19 protein-coding genes and 1 pseudogene are annotated in these 21,702 nt (G+C 63.4%); 16 read left to right on the plus strand and 4 right to left on the minus strand.

The annotated features are described in order from the left end of the window. Positions 1-103: 103 nt before the first annotated feature. From K1177_RS17045 to K1177_RS17055, 3 genes and pseudogenes are all read right to left on the minus strand, one after another. Complete coding sequence (locus K1177_RS17045) at positions 104-940, minus strand: hypothetical protein (protein ID WP_224705158.1); 837 nt, start codon at positions 938-940, stop codon at positions 104-106. Then, on the minus strand, positions 919-1,593 hold the full coding sequence (locus K1177_RS17050) for a hypothetical protein (RefSeq protein ID WP_224705160.1): 675 nt from the start codon (positions 1,591-1,593) through the stop codon (positions 919-921). Before K1177_RS17050 ends, K1177_RS17045 begins: the two co-directional genes overlap by 22 nt. A gap of 154 nt (positions 1,594-1,747) precedes the next feature. After that, positions 1,748-3,099, minus strand: a pseudogene (locus K1177_RS17055) (tyrosine-type recombinase/integrase). A gap of 373 nt (positions 3,100-3,472) precedes the next feature. On the opposite strand from K1177_RS17055, the gene K1177_RS17060 reads away from it, so the two are divergent. The 6 genes from K1177_RS17060 (at position 3,473) to K1177_RS17085 (ending at position 11,451) form a co-directional block, all read left to right on the plus strand. Continuing rightward, positions 3,473-4,684, plus strand: a complete 1,212-nt coding sequence (locus tag K1177_RS17060; protein WP_224705162.1) for an MFS transporter — start codon at positions 3,473-3,475, stop codon at positions 4,682-4,684. Between the two features lie 125 nt (positions 4,685-4,809). After that, positions 4,810-6,564, plus strand: coding sequence for a sensor histidine kinase (locus K1177_RS17065; RefSeq protein ID WP_224705164.1), 1,755 nt, complete (start codon positions 4,810-4,812; stop codon positions 6,562-6,564). Then, complete coding sequence (locus K1177_RS17070; protein ID WP_224705166.1) at positions 6,557-7,906, plus strand: sigma-54-dependent transcriptional regulator; 1,350 nt, start codon at positions 6,557-6,559, stop codon at positions 7,904-7,906. The genes K1177_RS17065 and K1177_RS17070 overlap by 8 nt, the downstream gene beginning before the upstream one ends. A 196-nt stretch (positions 7,907-8,102) precedes the next feature. Further along, positions 8,103-9,104 (plus strand): DctP family TRAP transporter solute-binding subunit, encoded by a 1,002-nt coding sequence (locus K1177_RS17075; protein ID WP_224705168.1) that lies wholly within the window; start codon positions 8,103-8,105, stop codon positions 9,102-9,104. 87 nt (positions 9,105-9,191) lie between these two features. Then, positions 9,192-9,848: a TRAP transporter small permease gene (locus K1177_RS17080; RefSeq protein ID WP_224705169.1), complete on the plus strand. Its 657-nt coding sequence runs from the start codon at positions 9,192-9,194 to the stop codon at positions 9,846-9,848. Between the two features lie 4 nt (positions 9,849-9,852). After that, positions 9,853-11,451, plus strand: a complete 1,599-nt coding sequence (locus tag K1177_RS17085; protein WP_224705171.1) for a TRAP transporter large permease — start codon at positions 9,853-9,855, stop codon at positions 11,449-11,451. Between the two features lie 120 nt (positions 11,452-11,571). On the opposite strand, the gene K1177_RS17090 is transcribed toward K1177_RS17085, so the two are convergent. Continuing rightward, positions 11,572-12,087 carry a MarR family winged helix-turn-helix transcriptional regulator gene (locus K1177_RS17090; protein WP_224705173.1) on the minus strand — a complete coding sequence of 172 codons (516 nt, stop codon included), beginning with the start codon at positions 12,085-12,087 and terminating at the stop codon, positions 11,572-11,574. A 273-nt stretch (positions 12,088-12,360) separates the two neighbouring features. Here K1177_RS17090 and ectA point away from each other — a divergent pair, with 273 nt between their 5' ends. The 10 genes from ectA to K1177_RS18535 all read left to right on the plus strand — a co-directional run bounded on the left by ectA (position 12,361) and on the right by K1177_RS18535 (position 21,627). Next, on the plus strand, positions 12,361-12,936 hold the full coding sequence (gene ectA, locus K1177_RS17095; RefSeq protein WP_224705848.1) for a diaminobutyrate acetyltransferase: 576 nt from the start codon (positions 12,361-12,363) through the stop codon (positions 12,934-12,936). Positions 12,937-12,979: 43 nt separating this feature from the next. Beyond that, on the plus strand, positions 12,980-14,269 hold the full coding sequence (gene ectB, locus K1177_RS17100; RefSeq protein ID WP_224705175.1) for a diaminobutyrate--2-oxoglutarate transaminase: 1,290 nt from the start codon (positions 12,980-12,982) through the stop codon (positions 14,267-14,269). Between the two features lie 11 nt (positions 14,270-14,280). Continuing rightward, complete coding sequence (locus K1177_RS17105; RefSeq protein ID WP_224705177.1) at positions 14,281-14,673, plus strand: ectoine synthase; 393 nt, start codon at positions 14,281-14,283, stop codon at positions 14,671-14,673. Between the two features lie 38 nt (positions 14,674-14,711). Then, on the plus strand, positions 14,712-15,641 hold the full coding sequence (gene thpD, locus K1177_RS17110; protein ID WP_224705188.1) for an ectoine hydroxylase: 930 nt from the start codon (positions 14,712-14,714) through the stop codon (positions 15,639-15,641). Between the two features lie 63 nt (positions 15,642-15,704). After that, entirely contained in the window at positions 15,705-17,162 is a 1,458-nt protein-coding gene (locus K1177_RS17115) for an aspartate kinase (RefSeq protein WP_224705190.1), read from the plus strand. A gap of 69 nt (positions 17,163-17,231) precedes the next feature. Further along, positions 17,232-18,095 carry an ectoine/hydroxyectoine ABC transporter substrate-binding protein EhuB gene (ehuB, locus tag K1177_RS17120; protein WP_224705192.1) on the plus strand — a complete coding sequence of 288 codons (864 nt, stop codon included), beginning with the start codon at positions 17,232-17,234 and terminating at the stop codon, positions 18,093-18,095. Positions 18,096-18,179: 84 nt separating this feature from the next. Then, complete coding sequence (gene ehuC, locus K1177_RS17125; RefSeq protein ID WP_224705194.1) at positions 18,180-18,851, plus strand: ectoine/hydroxyectoine ABC transporter permease subunit EhuC; 672 nt, start codon at positions 18,180-18,182, stop codon at positions 18,849-18,851. A gap of 3 nt (positions 18,852-18,854) precedes the next feature. Beyond that, entirely contained in the window at positions 18,855-19,547 is a 693-nt protein-coding gene (gene ehuD, locus K1177_RS17130) for an ectoine/hydroxyectoine ABC transporter permease subunit EhuD (RefSeq protein ID WP_224705196.1), read from the plus strand. After that, positions 19,544-20,320: an ectoine/hydroxyectoine ABC transporter ATP-binding protein EhuA gene (gene ehuA, locus K1177_RS17135; protein ID WP_224705198.1), complete on the plus strand. Its 777-nt coding sequence runs from the start codon at positions 19,544-19,546 to the stop codon at positions 20,318-20,320. The genes ehuD and ehuA overlap by 4 nt, the downstream gene beginning before the upstream one ends. A 41-nt stretch (positions 20,321-20,361) precedes the next feature. After that, complete coding sequence (locus K1177_RS18535; protein WP_224705200.1) at positions 20,362-21,627, plus strand: MFS transporter; 1,266 nt, start codon at positions 20,362-20,364, stop codon at positions 21,625-21,627. Positions 21,628-21,702 lie beyond the last annotated feature (75 nt).

Below are 21,702 nucleotides of genomic sequence, written 5' to 3' on the forward strand. Positions count from 1 at the left end.
GTCATCTGGCCTGCATGGTATTGCGTCGGCGATCTTATCGATATCCGAGGCAACGTCATGCTCAAGGCAAAACTTGCCCTGCTCCTCTCCGAAGGCAGCCGTTTCATGATGCAGTTGGCGCCGCGGCCACACTTGCGGGCTTCGCGGAACGTTCAGCCTTGATCCACGCGAAGAAGGCATCGGTCGTGTCGATGGGATTGCCCGTCGCGATGTAGGCGTCTAGCTGAATCGAGAAGCACAACAGCAAGACGCGGGTGAGGAGTTCGACGTCACTATAGCTGACCGCCTGACTGCTCTTATTCGCGGGAAGATCGAACTGGAGGGTCGGCCAAGTGCCGTGAAGCACCCGCGAACGCGCTGTCGTAATTGCCTCGGCGAACTGCTCAACGGTCACAGAACTGTTAGGCGTGATCGTGTCGGTGCGGCTTAGACCAAAAAATACGTCGAAGCTCTCATGAAGGCGCCGCTTGCTGCCGCTCATGTTCTCGGCGCGGAAGAGCGCCTCAATCGCCGTCTCCAGCTTCGCGACGGCCACGGTGTCGAGCGTCTCGGCCAATGCTTTGTGATACCAATAAGCCGCGTTACACCAAGCTTCGTCAAGATCGGGAACGGGACTTGAAGCGTCAAGGAACGCCGCGAGACGCTGTCCCATCGAGCGCAAGCTCGGCTCTGCCTCCCTAATGTGATGCTCGATCAGTTCGAGCGAGCGCGCGAGCGCAGGGGCTTGAATTCGCGTCCCCTCGCTGAAGCCACCGCCTTCAGTCCGCGAGATATCGACTCTCCATACTGGAGTGGCGCGAGCAGAAGCGCGGGCTATGGTACGCATCTCATCGCCCGGCGAAAGCAACTGGATCGCTGCGAGGGCGATGTCGGTCGAAAGGTCGGCGGCTCGGATTGACTCCTCAGGTGGTCTTCCGGTCACTTTGACAAATGCCCCCATGGTGCGGTGCGTTCATTCGCGAACTTGGCAAGCATCGAGAACTGGAACCCGCTCAAACGCGCTCGTCGGGCCGGCTTTCTCCGGATAGCAGCCCAGACATCTCGGAACCACTGCTTCCAAACGGGCGGCTCCTTCGGCCAGAACTCCGCGCGCGAAATTCCAAAGCTCTCGGTCGGCAGTTCCGAGAAGTGACGAAACGTCACCGGACCAACGGTGAAGGTCGGGATGGCGTACGGATACAGCGTGCAAGGCACGAGGTGCTCACGCACCTGCGTGAGCGTGCTGAACCAGTTATCAATCACAGCTTCGAGCCAATCGAAATCTGGCTGAGCGAGGGAGGACGATTCACGGCCGACCCACGCCTTCATCATCTCGCCGGCAATGAGCTTCGCGAGTGTAGCGTTGCTCGCGCGACGGCTATTCTGGCTCAGGCTCGGGCGGAAGGTCTTTGCGAGCGTGGTGATTGCAGCGAGGTCCCCGCCTGTGAAACCAGTAGCTGTCTTCTGGAGCGGATTGATCGAAGCCGTGAGCAGTCCGTGTTGATGAAGGACGCTGGAGAGATCATCTGACCCGTAGGGAAACGGACTCGTGAGGCTGATGGTCTTCATTCCATCGAGCGCCTGCCGACAGAGGCTTTCCTGTTCAGGGGTCATGTATCACTGCGCCAAGTATCCGATCTGAATTGAATTTCAGAATGCCTGCGAAAAGAACCTCGGGGAAGCAACCTTTTCACCCCATTTGGGTCATGGCAGCCTCTGGCATCTCCGAGAGGCCGTGGACGGACGGAACGGCGTACGCAATGCCCGATCACGCTGCGGACCGTTCAGCACTCTTTCGTTGTGGGGTTGGTTTTCCCAAGAAATTAGCAAGCGCTGACTTCCGGGAATCCCGATCGAGAGCATAGGAAGTGTGGGTGAATGCAACTCCGTCCAACAGGCCTTGAATATAGCCGGCGATGCGGTCGGCCGCCATGATAAGTGCGGTATCCACGGTGTGGATGTAGCGGCTGGTGATAGTCCCTCGGGAGTGTCCAACCAAGGCAGCGATCGTCGCCTCAGTGAACCCAAGGTCATTTCCGATACTAGCGAAGCTGTGCCGCAGAACATGCGGCGTGATGCCGGCCAGAACGGTGTCCTTGAATAGCGTTGTCCACTGTCTTGGGAAGGTGCCGAATGGTGTGTCATCCTCCCACCCTGGGAAGACATAGTCGTCGGCATCATGTTCCTCGTCGCAGCGGCTCTCGAGATACTCTATCGCGGGCAGACCAATCGGACGCACCGACGCCCCTCCTTGCTGTCAGTCAGACGCAGACAACTGCCTTGGATATCGACTTCCCCACACTGCAGACCAATGATCTCGCTGCGCCGGCACCCGGTTAGCGCGATCAGCCGGATGATTTCTGCGGTGGTCTCGTACTGCCGTTCCTCGATGGCCTTCCGCAGAATACCGCCGAGTGTGCCATACTCTTGCTCGCTGAACCGGCGAGCGTTGACCTGGTCCTTCGGCTTGCGAACGCCATGCACGGGATTTTGCTCGATAATGCCGAGTTCTACCGCATAGGTGAGAATGCCGCCGAAGAGACCGATTGTCCGGGCCGCCGTGCTGGCCCCTCCACGGACGATTGCGCGTCCGCGTAGCTTGTCGGTCTTGACGTTCGCGAGTGTCTTCCCCGCCATGATGTCCTTCATGGCTTGCGTTATATCGGGCTTGGCCAAATCCCGAACGCGCCGACTTCCGAGGAGAGGAATGATGTGCCGCTCAATTCGGCCCACATCGGTCGAGATCGTCGTAGCCTTTTTCGGACGGCCTCGCTTGCCCAGCACAAGACCAATCCTCAGGTCTTCAAGGTATCGGTTGCAGAGTTCCTTGACCGTAATCGCCTCGCGATCAAGCTTGCGCTCCTCTGCCGGGTTTCCCCCCTGCGCGACTGCACCGAGCGAAACTTTTGCCTCGCGCCTCGCCTCTTCTGGAGTCCAGACACCGTGCAGGCCAATCGTAACCCGACGCGAGCGGCCGGCAGCACGATACTGCACGACATAGCTTCGCTTTCCCGATTTGAAGACGCGCAGTCCAAAGCCTGGAAGATCGTCGTCCCATAGAACATAGTCCGAGGCTCTGATACCGGTGGCATCGACGGTTCGCTTGGTCAGCTTGGTCATTTGGGGCGGTTCCTTGGTAGAATCCCCGCGTAAGCAATGCGTAAGCACCTGGGGGAGGGGTTTGAGCCGCTCTTTCGTACCGCCGACGCTGACCACCCTCAAATTTGTTTTTAGATTTCAGTGGCATAGCGCGCAATCGGATAGAAACGGATAGGTTCGGCGAAAGCCACTATCCATTCTCCGAAGGCAGAGGCCACACGTTCGAATCGTGTCGGGTGCGCCATTTCTCCAATGATCTGGGATCCGGCCTTTTCCTCGGACGATTTGTGGCGCAGGCTTGCGGCTTGTGGTGCCGCCCGGTGGCGTGCCCGCCGGTGGCACGCGACGGCAGGGTGTCGCGAGCAAGAGCGTAGCAGGAATGTAGGGGGCTGGGATGGTCGCGGAAACCGGCAAGATGGCGCGGGGCTCGCGCGCCTATTGGCGGGCCTCTGCGGCGCTGTTTCTGGCCGCCTTCTCGGTTTTTGCCGCCGTCTATTCGGTTCAGCCGCTCTTGCCGATCTTTGCCCGGGAGTTTGGCCTGGACGCCGCCGGCAGTTCGGTGGCCCTGTCTGCCACCACGGCCACGCTCGCCATCAGCCTGGTGCTGATGGGCTGGCTGGGCAATCGCTTTGATCGCAAGGCGTTGATGCTGACCACCATGATGCTGACGGCGCTGCTGGTGCTGGCCGTGCCGGCGAGCCCGAGCTGGGGTGTTCTGGTGGGCTTGCGCGCAATGCTCGGCATTGTCGTGTGCGGTGTCCCCGCCATTGCCATGGTTTATCTCGCCGAGGAAATGTCCAACGATGCCCTCGGGCTGGGCATGGGCCTGTTCGTCGGCGGCTCGGCGCTGGGCGGCATGGCAGGCCGATTGATGATCGGCTTTCTGACCGACCTGATGGGCTGGCGCGCAGCCCTGGCGACGCTCGGGCTGCTGATCCTGGTCAATGCCGTGCTGTTCGTCGTGCTGCTGCCGGCCCCCAGGACGCCGCGCGGACGCATATTGTTGGTGCGGGAACTGGCGGGCAATTTCCGCACGCTGTTTGCCGACCAGGCGTTGCCGCTGCTGTTTGCCTGTTCTTTCCTGATGATGGGTGGCTTTGTCGCCATCTACAACTATGTCGGCTTTCGCCTTTTGGCTCCACCCTATGGCCTTGCCCAGAGCCAGGTGGCGCTGGTGTTTGTCGTCTATCTCGTGGGCAGTCTGGGGTCGGCCTGGATGGGCGCCCTGGCCGGGCGGGTGGGGCGACGCAAGGTTCTGTGGGCGCTGATCATGGTGATGATCGCCGGGGTCGCCGTCACGCTGGCCGGTCCGCTCTGGCTCGTCATCCTGGGCATGGCCATCCTGACCTATTCCTTTTTCGGCGCCCATGCGATCGCCAGCGCCTGGGTGGCGCGCCGGGCCCAGCACGCCCGGGCCCAGGGCAGTGCCGTCTATCTGCTGGCCTATTATGCCGGCTCGAGCGCCATTGGCACCCTGGGTGGCTATGGCTGGAGCCACTGGGGCTGGCCGGGCGTCGCCGCCATTTCCGGAGGCGGCTTTGCCATTGCGCTGCTTCTGGCCATGCGCTTGTACGCGCTGCCCCCCTTGAACCTGCCGCCGGGCTAGGCGCTCCTCGCGTCCGGTTTTGCGGTGCGGCCGAAATGGTCTAGGACTGGCGGTGGGCGGCGAGTAGGGGAGGACGAGCCGATGAACTGCACACGGCCGGCCGGCTCTGTCCGGGCCGATGCACCATGCTGAATGGCGTCGCCGTGCGGGCGAACTATGTGCGGCTGACGGCGCTCAACCTGTTGGTTGGCGCTCTGCTATGCGCAGCCGGCGCCTATCTGGTTGGCACATTTGCATCAAACCTGGAGGCCGGGCGGCTCAGCGCCGCCGCGCAGGAGAGTCTGAACGTGCAAGCCGAGGCGCTCAATGGGGCCCTCGACAAATACCGCATCCTGCCGGTTCTGCTGGGGCACCGGCCCGATATCGAGGCGCTGCTGGGCGCTGCGCCCGCGAGCGCGGCGTCGCTGCGCCGGATCGCGCTGACCTCGGCCGGCATGTCGGGCGCGCTCGACGTTGTGTTCCTGCAGCCCGATGGCACGCTGGTGGCCCGCGCCGCCGACACATTCAACGATCCCATCCTCCCGGACGGCCCCTTGCTGCGCGCTGTGCTGCAGGGACGCCTGGGACGGGACGAAAGACTGCTCAGCGATGGCCGCAGGGCCTATGTCTTTGCCTCGGCGGTGTGGGGGGACAACGCCATTGCCGGCGCTGTGCTGGTCTATGTTGACCTTGAATCGATCGAGAACAACTGGTCGCTGATCAACAACCCCATATTGGCAACCGACGCCACGGGACGGGTCATCATGTCCAATCGCCCGGCATGGCGCATGGGACCACGCCCGGATTTTTCCGGACCCGTCCGCGGCGGCGCGGCCAATGCCATGCTGGATGTGCCCACCGATTATCTGGCGCGGTCGCGCGCCCTGCCGCCGCTGAAATGGACGCTGACCGTCTTGCTGCAGGCTGCGCCGATCCGCTGGGCCGGCCTGTTCTGGGGCGCGCTGGCGGCCGCGCTGGTGCTGGGCCTGACCCTGCTGGTGCAAACCGCGATCAACCGCTTCTTTGCCGCCCTCCGGCGCAGCCGGGCCCAGCGGGCCCTCGCCTTGCGGCTCGAGCGCATCGTGCGCGACCGCACGCGGGAACTGCTGCAGACCAATTCGTCGCTCGCCCATGAGGTCGTCGAGCGCAAGGCCGCGGTCGACCTGTTGCGCAGGACGCAGAGCGAACTGGTGCAGACCGGCAAGATGGCCGCCCTGGGGCAGATGTCGACGGCACTGTCCCATGAAATCAACCAGCCGCTCTCGGCCGTCAAAACCTATGCGCAGAATGCCCTGGTCTATCTCGAGCGCGACCGGACAGACGAGGTGGCCGACAATCTCAAGCGCATTTCGGAGCTGACCGATCGCATGGCCGAAGTGTCCCGGCATTTGCGTAACTTTGCCCGCAAGCCCAATCCGACCTTTGGCGCCACCAGCATTGCCAAGGTGATCGAGGACGCGCTGGCGGTCGTGGCGGCGCGGCTGCGGGAAGAGCAGGTGGTGCTCATCAAGGACCTCGGGCCGCCTGGCCTGATGGTGCGCGGCGGCCCCGTGCGCCTGCAGCAGGTGATCGTCAACCTCGTGCTCAATGCCCTCGACGCCATGGCGGGGCAGCAGCAGCCCGGCATCTTCATCACGGTGACGTCCCATGCCGAGCATGTCGACGTGGCCGTCCGCGACAGCGGGCCAGGCATTGCACCCGAGGTGCTGCCGCAGATATTTGATCCCTTCTTCACGACCAAGGGCGTGGGGCAGGGCCTTGGGCTGGGGCTTTCGATTTCGTTCAATATCGTCAAGGATTTCGGCGGCACGCTGTCGGCGCACAATGCGCCCGAGGGCGGGGCATGCTTTGTGCTGCGCCTCGACGCGGCAGAACAGGATCAGGTGGCGGCTGGTGAGTAGCGATATCGAAGTGCTTTTGGTCGACGACGAGGAAGATCTGCGCCGGGCCACCAGCCAGACCCTTGATCTTGTGGGCTATCCCGTGCGCACCACGGACAGCGCTGAAGACGCGCTGAGCTTTGTCTCGCGCTCCTGGCACGGAATCCTCGTCACCGACATCCGCATGCCGGGCATGGACGGCATGGCCCTGTTGCGCGCCGCCATCGCCATCGACCCGGACCTGCCCGTCCTGCTGCTGACCGGGCATGGCGACGTCAACCTGGCGGTCGATGCCATGCGCGACGGCGCCTATGACTTCATCGAAAAGCCATTCCAGGTGGAGCGCCTGCTCGATTCCATCACCCGGGCGATGGAAAAGCGCCAGCTGACGCTCGAGAACCGCCAGCTACGTTCGAGCGTGGCCAACCGCTCGGACGATCTGGAGACGCGCATTGTCGGCCGGTCCCGCGCCATGCTCAGCATTCGCAAGCAGATCCGGGCCGTGGCACCCACACCGGCCGATGTGCTCATCGTGGGCGCCACCGGCACCGGCAAGGAACTGGCCGCCCGCGCTATCCATGACCTGTCATCGGATACGGACCGGCGTTTCGTCGCCATCAACTGCGCCGCCATCCCGGCGCAGATGATGGAGGCCGAATTGTTCGGCTATGAGGTCGGTGCCTTTCCCGGCGCCCTGCGGGCCCGGGCCGGCAAGTTCGAGCATGCGCGCAACGGCACCATTTTTCTCGACGACGTGGAAAACATGCCGCTCGACCTGCAGGCCAAGCTGCTGCGCGCCGTGCAGGAGCGCGCGGTGACGCGGCTGGGCTCGCACGAGCCCATCGAGCTCAATGCACGGTTCATCGCCACATCCAGCGTTGATCTCGAACGGGCCGCTGACGAGAACACCTTTCGCAAGGATCTGCTCTATCGGCTCAACACGGCAACGATCCGCCTGCCCCCCCTGGCAGAACGGACCGAGGATATACCCGAACTCTTCGCCCATCTGGTGCAGATCGTCGCCACGCAGTTGCGCATGCCGGCGCCCAGGCTTTCGGCACAATATCTGGCCAGCCTGCAGATGCGGCCCTGGCCGGGCAATGTGCGGGAACTGCGCAATGCCGCCGAACGCTATGTCCTGGGCATAGATGGGAACGAGGAGGTCGACGCCAAGGCCAGCGGCGCCACCCTGCGCGAGCGCATGCAGGATTATGAACGGCGCATCATTGCCGCCGAACTGCAGTCGCAGGGCGGGCGCGTCAAGGCTGTCTATGAGGCGCTCGGCCTCTCGCGGAAGTCGCTCTACGAGAAAATGCAGAAGCTCGGGCTCGATCGAAAGCAGTTCCTGGACGAGGAGGACTGAGCCCATTGGGTGGATTTGATCCCAAATCCACCCATGCAAATGCGCCAATGTACCCTTTTCCACCCATATTGCCTCGCTGCGGAAGTTTTTTGCAGCCGGTTGGGGCAATGAGCGATTGCCCGCAGCTCTTCCCTGGGGCCTGTGAGGGCCAGCAGATGCAATCAATGTATCGCCAAGCCATTTTGGGAGAGAGAAAATGAAGCAGATTCTGGCAGCAGCCGCGCTTGTTGGCGCAATGGCCATGGGCACCCAGTCCGCCATGGCGCAGTGCGATGACGGCGAGATCGTCATCAAGTTCGCCCATGTCGTGGCCGCCACCGGTCACCCCAAGGGCGATGCGGCAAACCTGTTTGCGCAGCGCGTCAACGACGAGATGAACGGCATCGCCTGCATGGAAGTGTTTCCCAATTCGACCCTGTTTGACGATGACAAGGTGATGGAAGCGCTGCTGCTCGGCGATGTGCAGCTGGCGGCGCCTTCGCTGGCCAAGTTCGAAGCCTATACGCTGAAATATCGCCTGTTCGACCTGCCGTTCCTGTTCGCCGACCTGGATTCGGTGTCGCGCTTTTTTGCCACCGACACCGCCAAGGACCTGCTGCTGACCATCCAGGACGTTGGTTATACCGGCCTGGGCTATTGGTCGTCCGGCCTCAAGCAGTTCTCGGCAAACAAGCCGCTCCTGCTGCCCACCGATGCAAACGGCCTCAAGTTCCGCATCCAGACCTCTGACGTTGCCGAGGCGATGATCGATGCCATCGGCGGCTCGGCGCAGAAGCTGGCTTTCTCGGAGGTCTACGGCGCCCTGCAGACCAAGGTGGTCGATGGCCAGGAGAACTCCTGGTCCAATACCTACACCCAGAAGTTCTTCGAGGTGCAGGACGGCATCACCGAGACCAACCACCAGCTGCTTGCCTATCTGCTGGTGACCTCGACCGAATGGCTCGACAGCCTTGAGCCGGAGGTTCGCGACCAGTTCCTCAAGATCGCCGAGGAAGTCACGGTTGCGGCCAATGACAGCGTCGCGGCCCAGGAGGCCAAGAACCGCCAGAACATCCTCGACGCCGGTGGCGTCATCCGCGAGCTGACCCCTGAGCAGCGTCTGGCCTGGGTGGATGTGATGAAGCCCGTCTGGACCGAGTTCGAAGGCGATATCGGGGCCGACAATATCGCTGCCGCCGTGGCTGCCAACACCAAGTGATCCCGTTCGGCCCGGACCCCCGAGGGTTCGGGCCGGCACCGGTCCGATGGCGCGCTCCGTGGAGGCAGCATGACTGAGATGGTTGTTATGATAGCAGTGCTCCTGGGAGCGCTGTTCCTGACCGAGCGGGTGTGGCCAAAGGCCGTTACCCGGCTCGAAGAGGGTGTTCTGGCCGTGCTGATATCGGCCCTGACCCTGGTGAGCTTCACCCAGGTGGTGATGCGCTATGGCTTCGGCACAGGCTGGGGCGGAGCGCTGGAATTTACCCGCATCCTGTTTGCCTGGCTCATCCTGTTCGGCATGAGCTACGCCATCAAGATCAACGCCCATCTCGGCGTCGATGTGGTGTTGCAGGCCCTGCCGGCCCGCCCCTCGCGCATCCTGGCGGCGACGGCCGCCGTGCTCTGCGTGCTCTACGCCGTCATCCTGCTCAATGCCAACTGGATGCAGCTGCTTGGCATCGACGCCAAGGGCGGCGCCATCGACTACTGGGCCAAGATGTACAAGGTCGGCATCGGCCTGGATGACCTGCGCTACCCCGAGTGGGCGCAGGAGACATTCGGGCTGCAGGAGCGCGTGCAGCGCTGGATCGCCTATCTGGTCCTGCCGCTGGGGCTCGCCCTGTTTGCCTATCGGAGCCTGCAGGCCGCGATCGATATCGTGCTGGGCCGCCGCCAATTCATCATAGCCAGCCATGAGGCCGAAGAGCTGGTGGCGGAAAACCGCGACGCGGTGAAGGACTGACGCCATGGAGCCCATCATCCTGTTTCTCATGGTCCTGACGCTGCTGTTCCTGGGCGTGCCCATTGCCGTCGCCCTGGGCCTGTCGAGCGTTCTGACCATTGCGCTGTTTTCTGCCGACAGCATGTCCTCGGTTGCCCTGCAGCTGTTCTCGGCCTCACAGAACTATACGCTTCTGGCCATCCCGTTCTTCATCCTGGCGTCGACCTTCATGTCGACGGGCGGCGTGGCGCGACGCATCATCCGCCTCGCCGTGGCCAGCGTTGGCCACTTCCGCGGCGGCCTCGCCATGGCCTCGGTGCTGGCCTGCATGATGTTTGCCGCGCTGTCCGGCTCGTCCCCGGCCACCGTGGTGGCCATTGGCACCATCGCCATCGCGGCAATGCGCCAGGTCGGCTATTCGCGTGAATTCTCGGCCGGCATCATCGCCAATGCCGGCACGCTGGGCATCCTCATTCCGCCGTCCATCGTCATGGTTGTCTATGCAACCGCCACCAATGTGTCGGTGGGCCGCATGTTCCTGGCCGGCATCCTGCCCGGCCTGCTGGCTGGCCTGATGCTGATGATTGCCATCTACATCGTCGCCCGCCGCCGCAATCTGCCCTCCGAGCCCTGGCAGGGCTTTGGTGAGGTCATGGCGGCCGGCAAGGACGCCGGGTGGGGGCTGTTCCTGATCTTCATCATCATCGGCGGCATCTATGGCGGCGCCTTCACCCCCACCGAGGCCGCATCCGTGGCGGCCGTCTATTCGGTGCTGGTGGCCCTGTTTGTCTATCGCGACATGGGCCCGCTCAAAGGCAAGCCCTGGATTCCGGAAGGCACGGATGCGCGCGCCATCGTCGGGTTCAAGGCAACGGTCTATGCGCTGGCGATCTTCGTGGTCTGGATGATCTCGTCCTTCTTCTTCCTGGGCAGCATCGAGACAGCCACGCGCGCCCAGATTAGCCTGGTGCTGGCCCTGGTGGTGCTGCTGGGCTACCCCTATGCCCGCCAGCAGCCTAGCCCCCTGACCTTCGTCGCGGGCCTGCCGGTATGGGGCTATAACCTCGCCCTGATCGCGCGGCGCTTGGTGCCGGCGCTGTTTCACGGCGATACCAACAAGGCCCTGGTGGACAGTGCCAAGACCACCGTCATGCTGATGTTCATCATCGTCAACGCCCTGCTGTTCGCCCATACGCTGACAGCCGAGCGCATTCCGCAGACGATCACTGAATGGATGCTGGGCGCCGGCTTCAACTGGTTCACCTTCCTGATTGCCGTGAACGTGCTGCTGCTCATCGGTGGCCAGTTCATGGAGCCATCGGGCCTGCTGCTGATCGTGGCGCCGGTGGTCTTCCCCATCGCCATGGAACTGGGCATCGACCCGATCCACCTGGGCATCATCATGGTGGTCAATATGGAGATCGGCATGGTGACGCCGCCAATCGGGCTCAACCTCTTCGTGACCTCCGGGATCACCGGGATGAGCCTGGCCCAGGTGGTGCGTGCGGCATTGCCCTTTGTCGTCGTGCTGCTGATCTTCCTGGTCGTGGTGACCTATGTCCCGGTGCTGTCGACACTGGTGCCCTATGCCATGATGGGACCGGAAGTCATCATCGGCCGCTAGGCCGGCTGCACAGCAGAGACGCCCCGCACGATGCCCCGTGCGGGGCGTCTCTGCGTCGCGCTGGTCGATGGACAAGTGGCGCGTGCCGCTGACCGGGCAGGCTATAAGGGGAAGCCGGATTTAGCCGTCTTCGCGCCGATCCGGCTCTGGTGGTGCCAGCTGGCCCGAGAGGTGCTCGGACGAATCGAGCACCGCGGCGACGGTGGGATCGTCTTCGCCCAGCATCGCGGCAACGCGCTCGAGCGCGGCGATCAGCATGGACTGCTCCCAATCCTGCAGTGCCGAGAACTGTTGGTGAAACTGCGCATGCACGCCCTCTGGCGCTATGTCGAGCACCTTGCGGCCCGCCTCGGTCAGCGACAACAGCACCTGCCGTCGGTCCTTGTCGCCGCGCCGCCGCTGGATCATCCCGAGGCTTTCCAGCTTCTGCAGCAGGGCCGTCGTGGTCGCCTGGGTGATGCCCATTCTGCTCGCCACATAGCCGGCGGTCTGTTCCTCCCGCCCATCCAGCATCTGCATGAAGATCAGCTGCGATGGCGTCAGCCCGGTCTCGCCCATGAGCTGCTTGGCGTTCAGCTCGGTGCGGCGCAGGATCTTGCGCATGGCTGTCAGCGCCAGCTTGGTACGGTCTTGCACGGTTTCATCCCACAACAGATGGCCCATCCTATAGCCCGCCCGTTGTGAACCCAAGTTGGGAATGTGACGGGGATGCGGCAATTAATTCGTCAATGCTAAACGATTCGACAGGAATTTTGGCCAGATGGTCAAGAGGATGAGGTTGTCAGGCTGAAATGCGCCGCCGTAAGCAATTGAAATATATATGCTAAATTCCTGCGCGGGAAGGATCCTGCCCAGAAACCTGCCAGAACAGGGTTGTGAATTTAGTTTTTACGAGCTAAACAATTGCTCATGATTTATGGCAACACAGTGCTGTACGACGCTGACGCCCTGCGTCGGAAAGCTGTCCAGAGCCCCGCGTTCCGGATCCGCGCACCGCGCGCCACCGATGGCGCCGCCATCTGGTCCCTGATCCAGGCGCAGCCGGCGCTCGATGACAATTCGCTCTACTGCAACCTGCTGCAGGCCACCCATTTCGGCGCCACCTGCGCGCTGGCCGAGTTGAACGGCCGGGTCGTCGCCTGGGTGTCGGGCTATATCCCGCCCGAACAGGCGGACACGCTGTTCATCTGGCAGGTCTGCGTCGACCCTGCGGCGCAAGGGCATGGCCTGGGACGCCGGCTGATTGCCGACGTCCTTGCGCGCTCGACATGCCGCAACGTCACCATGCTCGAATGCACCATTACCGACGACAACGAGCCATCCTGGGCGCTGTTCCGCTCCATCGCGCGGCGCCTGGATGCACAGCTGAGCCAGGCCGAGCATTTCGCGCGCGACGATCATTTTGCCGGGCGCCATGACAGCGAGTTCGCCGTGCGCATCGGCCCCTTTGATCCCGCACAATTCGCCCGGCTGCACGGCAGCTGAGCCCGCCCCCTTCTTCCGACTGCATCTCTTCAGGAGACATCCCGTGACCATTCAAGCCACGATCACGCCCCTTGATACCTTCGAGCGCGTCGAAAGCCGCGTCCGCTCTTACTCGCGCAGCTTCCCCAAGATGTTCGACAGGGCTCTGGGCGCAACCATCTATGACATGCAGGGCAAGGCCTATACCGACTTCCTGGCCGGCTGCTCGACGCTGAACTATGGCCACAATGACCGCGACCTCAAGGCCGCGCTGATCGAATACATCTCCAACGATGGCATCGCCCATGGCCTGGACATGTTCACCGACGCCAAGGAGCATTTCCTGTCGACCTTCGAGCGGCTGGTCCTGCGGCCGCGCGGCATGAAGCACCAGCTGCAGTTCACCGGCCCCACCGGCGCCAATGCCGTGGAAGCGGCCATGAAACTGGCGCGCAAGGTCACCGGCCGCACCAATATTATCGCCTTCACCAACGGCTTCCATGGCGTCACGCTGGGCGCGCTGGCCGCCACCGGCAATGGCAAGCACCGCAACGGCGCCGCCATGCCGCTCCCCGGCGTCACCCGCGCGGCCTATGACGGCTATTTCGGGCCCGAGATCAACACGGCCGACCTGCTCGATCGCCAGCTCTCGGACCCCTCAAGCGGCATCGATGCGCCAGCCGCGATCATCGTGGAAACCGTCCAGGGCGAAGGCGGGCTCAATGCCGCTTCCCCGGCATGGCTGGCCCAGATCCAGGCCATCGCCAAAAAGCATGGTGCGCTCTTCATCATCGACGACATCCAGGCCGGCTGTGGCCGCACCGGTGGCTTCTTCAGCTTTGATGGCATGGGCCTGTCGCCCGACATCATCACCATGGCCAAGTCGCTTTCGGGCATGGGCCTGCCGCTGGCCGTCACGCTCATCAAGCCCGAGCACGACATCTGGAAGCCCGCCGAGCACAACGGCACCTTCCGCGGCAACAACCACGCCTTTGTCACGGCCGCTGCGGCGCTCGAGAAATTCTGGTCCGACGACCGCTTCGCCAAGGAGGTCGCCGAAAAGGCCCGCTATCTCGGCGAGCGCCTTTCGGCCATCGCCGAGGAGCATGGCCTGACCACCAAGGGCCGCGGCATGATGATGGGCATCGACGCCGGTTCGGGCGAAAGCGCCGCGGCCATCTGCAAGGCCTGCTTTGCCAAGGGCCTGATCATCGAGACGTCAGGCAGCTTTGACGAAGTGGTCAAGGTGCTCTGCCCGCTCACCATTTCCCTCTCCCAGCTGACCGCCGGGCTGGACGTCATGGAAGCCGCCTTCGAGGCGGTTCTGGGGTCCCACCGCGCGGCTGCCGAATAAGGATATTTCCCATGATTGTACGCGATCTTGAATCCGCCCGCCTGGGCGACCGCCTCGTCAATTCCAACGGCTGGGACAGCACCCGTCTGCTGCTGGCCGGCGACGAGATGGGTTTCAGCTTCCACATCACCCGCATCCACGCCGGCACCAGCCACGAGTTCCACTACAAGCACCACTTCGAGAGTGTCTATTGCATCTCGGGCGAGGGCCAGATCGAGGAGCTCGACACCGGCAAGGTGCATCAGATCCGCCCCGGCGTGATGTATGCGCTCGACCAGCACGACCGCCATCGCCTGTCAGCCACCAGCGAAATGGTGATGGCCTGCTGCTTCAATCCGCCGGTGACCGGCCAGGAAGTGCACCGCGAGGACGGCTCCTACGCCCCCATCGCTGAAAACGCCTGAACTTTCCTCCCCAACACAGCAACTGAAAGGCGAGCATCATGACTCTGTCAGCTTACGACACCGCCAATCACGACGATTACCCCACCCGCCTGCCGGCCGAGAAGTGGCAGGAGCGCAAGGACCCCGTGGTCTGGGGCAAGTGGACGCCAGAAGCGCCGCTGACCCGCGCCCAGACCGAGAGTTTCGAAAAGAACGGCTATCTTGTTCTGTCCAATGTGTTCACCCCGGCCGAAATCTCCGCCCTGCAGGCGGAATCGGCGCGCATGCGCTCGGGCGAAGCCCAGATTTCTGCCGACAACGTCATCACCGAGCCCGGCTCGGACGAGGTGCGCACCGTGTTCCGGCTCGATGAGGAGAACGCCCTGTTCGATCGCCTGGCGCGCGACCGCCGGGTGGCCGGCGCGGTCAGCTTCCTGCTCGACGACGATGTCTATCTCCATCAGTCCCGCCTCAACTACAAGCCGGGCTTCACCGGCAAGGAGTTCTACTGGCACTCCGACTTCGAGACCTGGCACGCCGAGGACGGCATGCCGCGCATGCGCGCCATTTCGGCCTCGATCCTGCTGACCGACAATGACGCGCTCAACGGTCCGCTGATGCTGATGCCCGGCACGCACAAGAACTTCATCGCCTGCGCCGGCGAAACGCCCGAAGACAACCACAAGACCTCGCTCAAGAAGCAGGAAGTCGGCGTGCCCTCGCATGACGCTCTGACCAAGATGGCGCAGGACCATGGCATCGACTACGCCTCCGGCAAGGCCGGCACGGTGGTGCTGTTCGACTGCAACACCATGCATGGCTCGAACGGCAACATCACCCCGTTCCCGCGCTCCAATGCCTTTTTTGTCTACAATGCCTGGTCCAACCGCGTCATCGCGCCCTTCGCGGCCAAGACGCCGCGCCCGGCCTTCCTGAGCTCGCGCGACCCCAAGGCACCGCTGACCATCGAGGCCGGCAAGATCTGCTGAGCCTTCTCTCGTGCGTTACCTAGCTACGGATGCCGCTCCCGCAAGGGGGCGGCCGGAGACCACATGACCAACCAGATTGCGATCCATACCGTCGAAAAGATCGGCGGCACATCGATGGCGCGCACGCAGGAACTGCTCGACACCGTGCTGATCGGCGACCGCCAGGGGGCCGATCTCTACAACCGCATCTTCGTCGTCTCCGCCTATGGCGGCATGACCGATGATCTGCTCGAGCACAAGAAATCGGGCAAGCCGGGCGTCTATGCCCTGTTTGCCAATGCCGAGGGCGGCTGGGCCTGGGGCGATGCGCTCAGCGCCGTAGCCGACAAGATGTTTGCGCACAATGCGCGCATCTTTGCCGATGACGGCGCGCGCCAGAGCGCCGACCGCTTTGCGCGCGAGCGCGTCGAAGGTGTTCGATCCTGCCTGATCGACCTGTCGCGGCTGTGCTCGTTCGGACACTTCCAGCTCGAGCAGCACTTGCTGACCGTGCGCGAACTGCTCGCGTCGCTGGGCGAGGCGCATTCGGCCTTCAACACAAGCCTGCTGCTCAACCTCAAGGGCGTGCGGGCCCGCATGATCGACCTGACCGGCTGGCGGGACGGCGGACAGTTCACGCTCGATGAGGCCATCCAGCGCAGCCTGGCCGAAGTCGACCTGGCCACCGAACTGCCCATCATCACCGGCTATGCCCAGTGCAGCGAGGCGCTGATGGGCACCTATGACCGCGGCTACAGCGAAGTCACGCTGTCGCGCGTTGCGGTGGTGACCGGCGCGCGCGAGGCCATCATCCACAAGGAATTCCACCTCTCGACGGCCGATCCCAACATCGTGCCGGCCGATGCGGTGCGGGTGATCGGGGAAACCAATTACGACGTCGCCGACCAGCTCTCAAACATGGGGATGGAGGCCATCCACCCCCGGGCCGCCAAGAGCCTGCGGCAGGCCGGCATTCCGCTGCGCGTCAAGAATGCCTTCGAGCCCGAACATCCCGGGACGGTCATCCGCTCGGACCTGGTGGCCTGCGCACCGCAGGTGGAGATCGTCACCGGGCTCAAGAACGTGTTTGCCTTCGAGTTCCACGATCAGGACATGGTGGGGGTCAAGGGCTATGACACCGAGATCCTCGAGGCGCTCAAGCGCCACAAGGTCTGGATCATCGCCAAGACCTCAAATGCCAACACCATCACCCATTTCCTCAAGGGGTCGATGAAGGCGATCAAGCGGGTCGAGGCCGACCTCTCGGCTGGCTTCCCCAGTGCGGAGATCAGCCTACGCAAGGTGTCGCTGGTGTCCGCAATCGGGCGCAACATCGGCCAGGCCAGCATCCTGATGCAGGCCATGCAGGTGCTGGCGGATGCCGGCATTGCCCCGCTGGGCGTGCACGACCTGATCCGCAAGGTCGACCTGCAGGTGATCGTTGAACCCGACGACTTCGAAGCCACCCTCAAGGCGCTGCATCGCGGCCTGATCCAGGATCGCGCCCCCACACCCCAGCAGCGCCTGAACGCTGCAGCCTGAATCTATGGCCGGCTGAATGATGGGCTCCAGCCGGCTTTCATTGCCCGACGAAACCACAGGAGTACACACATGACCACTTTCGGAAAAACCGCAGTCATGGCGCTGTCCGCCATCGCCGCTTCGGCACTCGCTTCCACCGCCGTCAGCGCAGCCACGCTCGCCGAGATCCAGGAATCGGGCAAGGTGCGCATCGCCGTCGCCAATGAGATTCCCTATGGCTATGTCGACCCCAATGGCGACGCCATGGGTGCCGGTCCCGATGTCGCCAAGGCGATCATGGACAAGCTGGGCGTTGAGGAAATTGAGTGGGTCACCACCAATTTCTCGTCGCTGATCCCGGGCCTGCAGGCCGACCGCTTCGACATGGTCGCGGCCGAAATGGCCATCCTGCCGGACCGCTGCAAGCAGGTGCTCTTCTCGGAGCCCAACACCTCCTATGGTGAAGGCCTGCTGGTGGCTGCCGGCAACCCCAAGGACATCCATGCCTATGCCGACTTTGCCGAAAATCCCGAGCTCAAGGTGGCCATCATGGCCGGTGCCGACCAGCTCGAGATGATGCAGAAGCTGGGCGTCGATGAAGCCAATCTCGTCACCCTCAGTGCCAATGCCGACGCCATCTCGACCGTTTCGACCGGTCGGGCCGACGCCTATGCGGCCACCAGCCTGACCGCCAGCGGCCTGGCCGACCAGAACGACGGCGTGGAAGTGGCCGGTGAGTTCACCGACCCGGTGATCGACGGCGAGGAAGTGCGCAGCTGGGGTGGCTTCACCTTCGCCAGCGGCAATGAGGAACTTCGTGACGCGGTCAACACCGCCCTGGCCGAGTTCAAGCAGACCCCCGAATGGTCCGAGATCCTGATGGGCTACGGCTTCACCCAGGCCGACGTTGACGGCTCGGGCAACCACACCACTGCCGAGCTCTGCGCCGAGTAGTCACGGCCTTTTCGACGCAATCCTGGGCGGGTGCTCCGGCGCCCGCCCTAGACGTGTTTCAACCCTTCGCACAGGACATGTGTCATGCATTGGACTGAATACCTGCCGCCCCTGATGGAAGGGGCCTGGGTCACCATCCAGCTCACTGTCTATTCGACGGTGCTCGGTGCTGCCCTGGCCTTTGCCGCAGGCATCGGCAAGCTCTCGTCAAACTGGCTCATCAAGGCCGTTTCCGTCGCCTATATCGAGGTGTTCCGCGGAACGTCCCTGCTGGTTCAGCTCTTCTGGCTCTATTTTGCGCTGCCCATTGCCGGCATGGCGATCGGCATTGACCTGCGGCTGCCCCCGGTCGCGGCCGGTGTGCTCGCCCTGTCGCTCAATATCGGCGCCTATGGGGCCGAGGTCGTGCGCGGCGCCATCCAGTCGGTCCACCAGGACCAGCACGAGGCCGCCCGCGCCCTCAATTTCACGCCACGCCAGACCCTGTGGAACATCACCATTCCCCAGGCCATTCCCGAAATGATGCCGTCCTTCGGCAATCTGGCCGTGCAGAACCTCAAGGACACCGCCCTTGTCTCGCTGATCAGCCTGGGCGACCTGGCGTTCCGCGCCGAGCAGATCCGCAACTACACCCAGGACAGCACCACCATCTATTCGATGCTGCTGGTCACCTATTTCGGCATGGCGCTGGTGCTCACCGCCATCATGCGCAGCCTCGAGGCCTATGTCGGCCGCTGGCGCACGGCAAGGAGCTGACCCATGTTGTTCGGATATGAATGGGACCTTTCCAGTCCCCTGGCCTTCGCCATTTCCATCCTGCCCATCCTGCTCACCGGCATGCTGGTGACCATCCAGGCCACCGTGCTGGGCTTTCTGGTCGCGCTGGTACTGGGCCTGGTCTGGGCTGTGCTCAAGGGGGCGCCCTCGCGCTTTATTGCCTGGCCAGCCAAAGTGGTGACCGAGTTCATCAGGGACACGCCGCTCCTGGTGCAGCTGTTCTTCCTGTACTACGTGCTGCCCGAGTACGGCATCGTGCTGCCGGCCTTCATGACCGGGGCGCTGGCGCTGGGCATCCAGTACAGCGCCTACACCTCTGAGGTCTATCGGGCCGGGCTCGAGGCGGTCGGCAGCGACCAGCGCGAGGCTGCCCGGGCGCTCAACCTCTCCTCCGCGCGGACCTTCACCCACATCATCGTGCCGCAGGCCGTGCCGCGCATCGTGCCCGCCATGGGCAATTACCTCGTCTCGATCATGAAGGACGTGCCGGTGCTCTCGGTGGTGACGGTGCTCGAAATGCTCAACGTGGCCAAGATCGTGGGCGACCGCACCTTTGACTATCTGGTGCCGCTTTCCATGGTCGGCGCACTCTATCTCATCATGACCTTGGTGGCCTCGACGGGCGTGCGCCTGCTCGACACCTGGCTGCCCAAACAGGGGATTCCCTTGAAATGACCGACGATCCGATCATCAAATTCGATTCCGTGGTCAAGCGCTTCGGCGACCTGACCGTGCTCGACGAGCTCAACTTCGAGGTCAAGAAGGGCGAGAAAGTCTCCATCATCGGCCCATCCGGCTCCGGCAAGTCCACCGTGCTGCGCATCCTGATGACGCTTGAGGAAATCAATGGCGGCATGGTCACGGTCGGCGGCGAACCGCTGTGGCACGAGAAGGCCGCTGACGGCAGCCTCAAGCCGGCCAGCGAGGCCCATCTGCGCAAGATGCGTGTCCAGCTCGGCATGGTGTTTCAGCAGTTCAACCTGTTTCCGCACATGACCGTGCTGCGCAATATTACCGAAGCGCCGACCAAGGTGCTGGGGCTGAGCAAGGCCGAGGCGAAAGAACGGGCCGAGGAGCTGCTCGAACTGGTGGGCCTAGCCGACCAGGCCAGCAAATATCCGCACCAGCTTTCGGGCGGACAGCAGCAGCGCGTCGGCATCGCCCGGGCGCTGGCCATGCGCCCCAATGTGCTGCTGTTCGACGAACCGACGTCGGCGCTCGACCCCGAACTGGTGGGCGAAGTGCTCAATGTCATTGGCAAGCTGGCCGAGGAACATGATTTGACCATGCTGCTGGTGACCCATGAGATGCGCTTTGCGCGTGAAATCTCGGACCGGGTATGCTTCTTCGACCAGGGGCGGATTCGCGAAGAAGGCGCCCCCGAGGATCTGTTTACCGATCCCAATGAAGAGCGCACCCGCGAATTCCTCAAGGCCGTGCTCGACTAGCGGCGCCGTCCCCCGAACCACCGCGACTGGAGACCCATGCCGTGAACGCCATTGCCAAGCCCGCGCCGCTCGTGGCGGCGTTTTCCATCCTGCTCAGCGTGGCATTCCTGATCATGGGCAATGGACTGCAGCTGATGCTGCTACCCATTCGCGGTGGCATCGAAGGCTTCAGCGCCGTCCAGATCGGCCTGCTTGGCTCGGGCTATTTCTTCGGCTTCGTGCTCGGCTGCGCCTTCACCCCGGCCATGATCATGCGGGTGGGTCACATCCGCACCTTTGCCGCCCTGGTCGCCATCGCCTCGGCGGCGGCGCTGGGCTATCCCATGGCGCTGGACGCCGGCGTCTGGGTGGTGTTGCGGCTGATTACCGGCTTTTGCCTGTCCGGGCTCTATCTGGTGGTCGAAAGCTGGCTCAATGACCAGGCGACCAATGAGACGCGCGGCGTCCTCATCTCCACCTATGTCACGGTCAACTTCACGGTCATTACCCTGGGCCAGATGATGGTGACGCTGTTCCAGCCATCCTCCTTCATCCTGTTCTCCATCGCCTCGGTACTGGTTTCGCTGGCCGCGGTGCCCATTGTCATGACCCGCTCGAGCCAGCCGCCGCCGATCACCATTGTCCGCTTTCGGCCCATGCGCATCTTTCGGCTGTCGCCGACGGGCACGGTCGCCATCTTCCTGATCGGGCTGGCCACCGGCTCGTTCTGGGCCCTGGCGCCGGCCTATGCCAGCAATGTCAGCGGCAATGTCAGTGACGCGGCCTGGTTCATGAGTGCCGCCGTGCTGGGCGGCGCGCTGGCGCAACTGCCCGCCGGCAAGGTGTCGGACCGGGTGGATCGGCGCAAGGTGCTCATTGGCCTGGCCCTGCTGTGTGCGGTGGTGGGGGCGGCGCTGTGGATGACCAGCGAGACCAGCCTGGCCTGGTTTGCGCTGGGGGCCGCTTTTGGCGCGGGGCTCCTGCCCAGCTATGCCATTGCGGCCGCGCATGTGTTCGACTTTGCCGATCGCTCCGACTATGTCGAGATTTCAGCCGGCCTGCTGCTGCTGAGCGGCATGGGCTCCACCATTGGCCCGCTTCTGTCCTCGGCCAGCGTGGAACTGTTCGGCCAGCCGGGCTTTTTCCTCGCCAACGCCCTGATCCAGATCGTGCTGATCGGCTATGTCAGCTTCCGGCTCAGCCGCCGCGAAGGCCTGCCCATCGAGGAGAAGCAGACCTTCGATCTGGGCACCAGCGCCGCCGTTTCGGTGGTTGGCGACGAGGACGCCGTGCAGCTCAGCGACCTCGTCGTGCAGGAGCAGACCTAGGCCGTTTCAACTGCGGATTGGCGCGGTCCCGTCGCCCCCTCCCTCGTTCCCTCCCCTCAAGGGGGAGGGAGGCAA

It is taken from the genome of Devosia aquimaris, assembly GCF_020169335.1.
Lineage (GTDB): Bacteria > Pseudomonadota > Alphaproteobacteria > Rhizobiales > Devosiaceae > Devosia > Devosia aquimaris.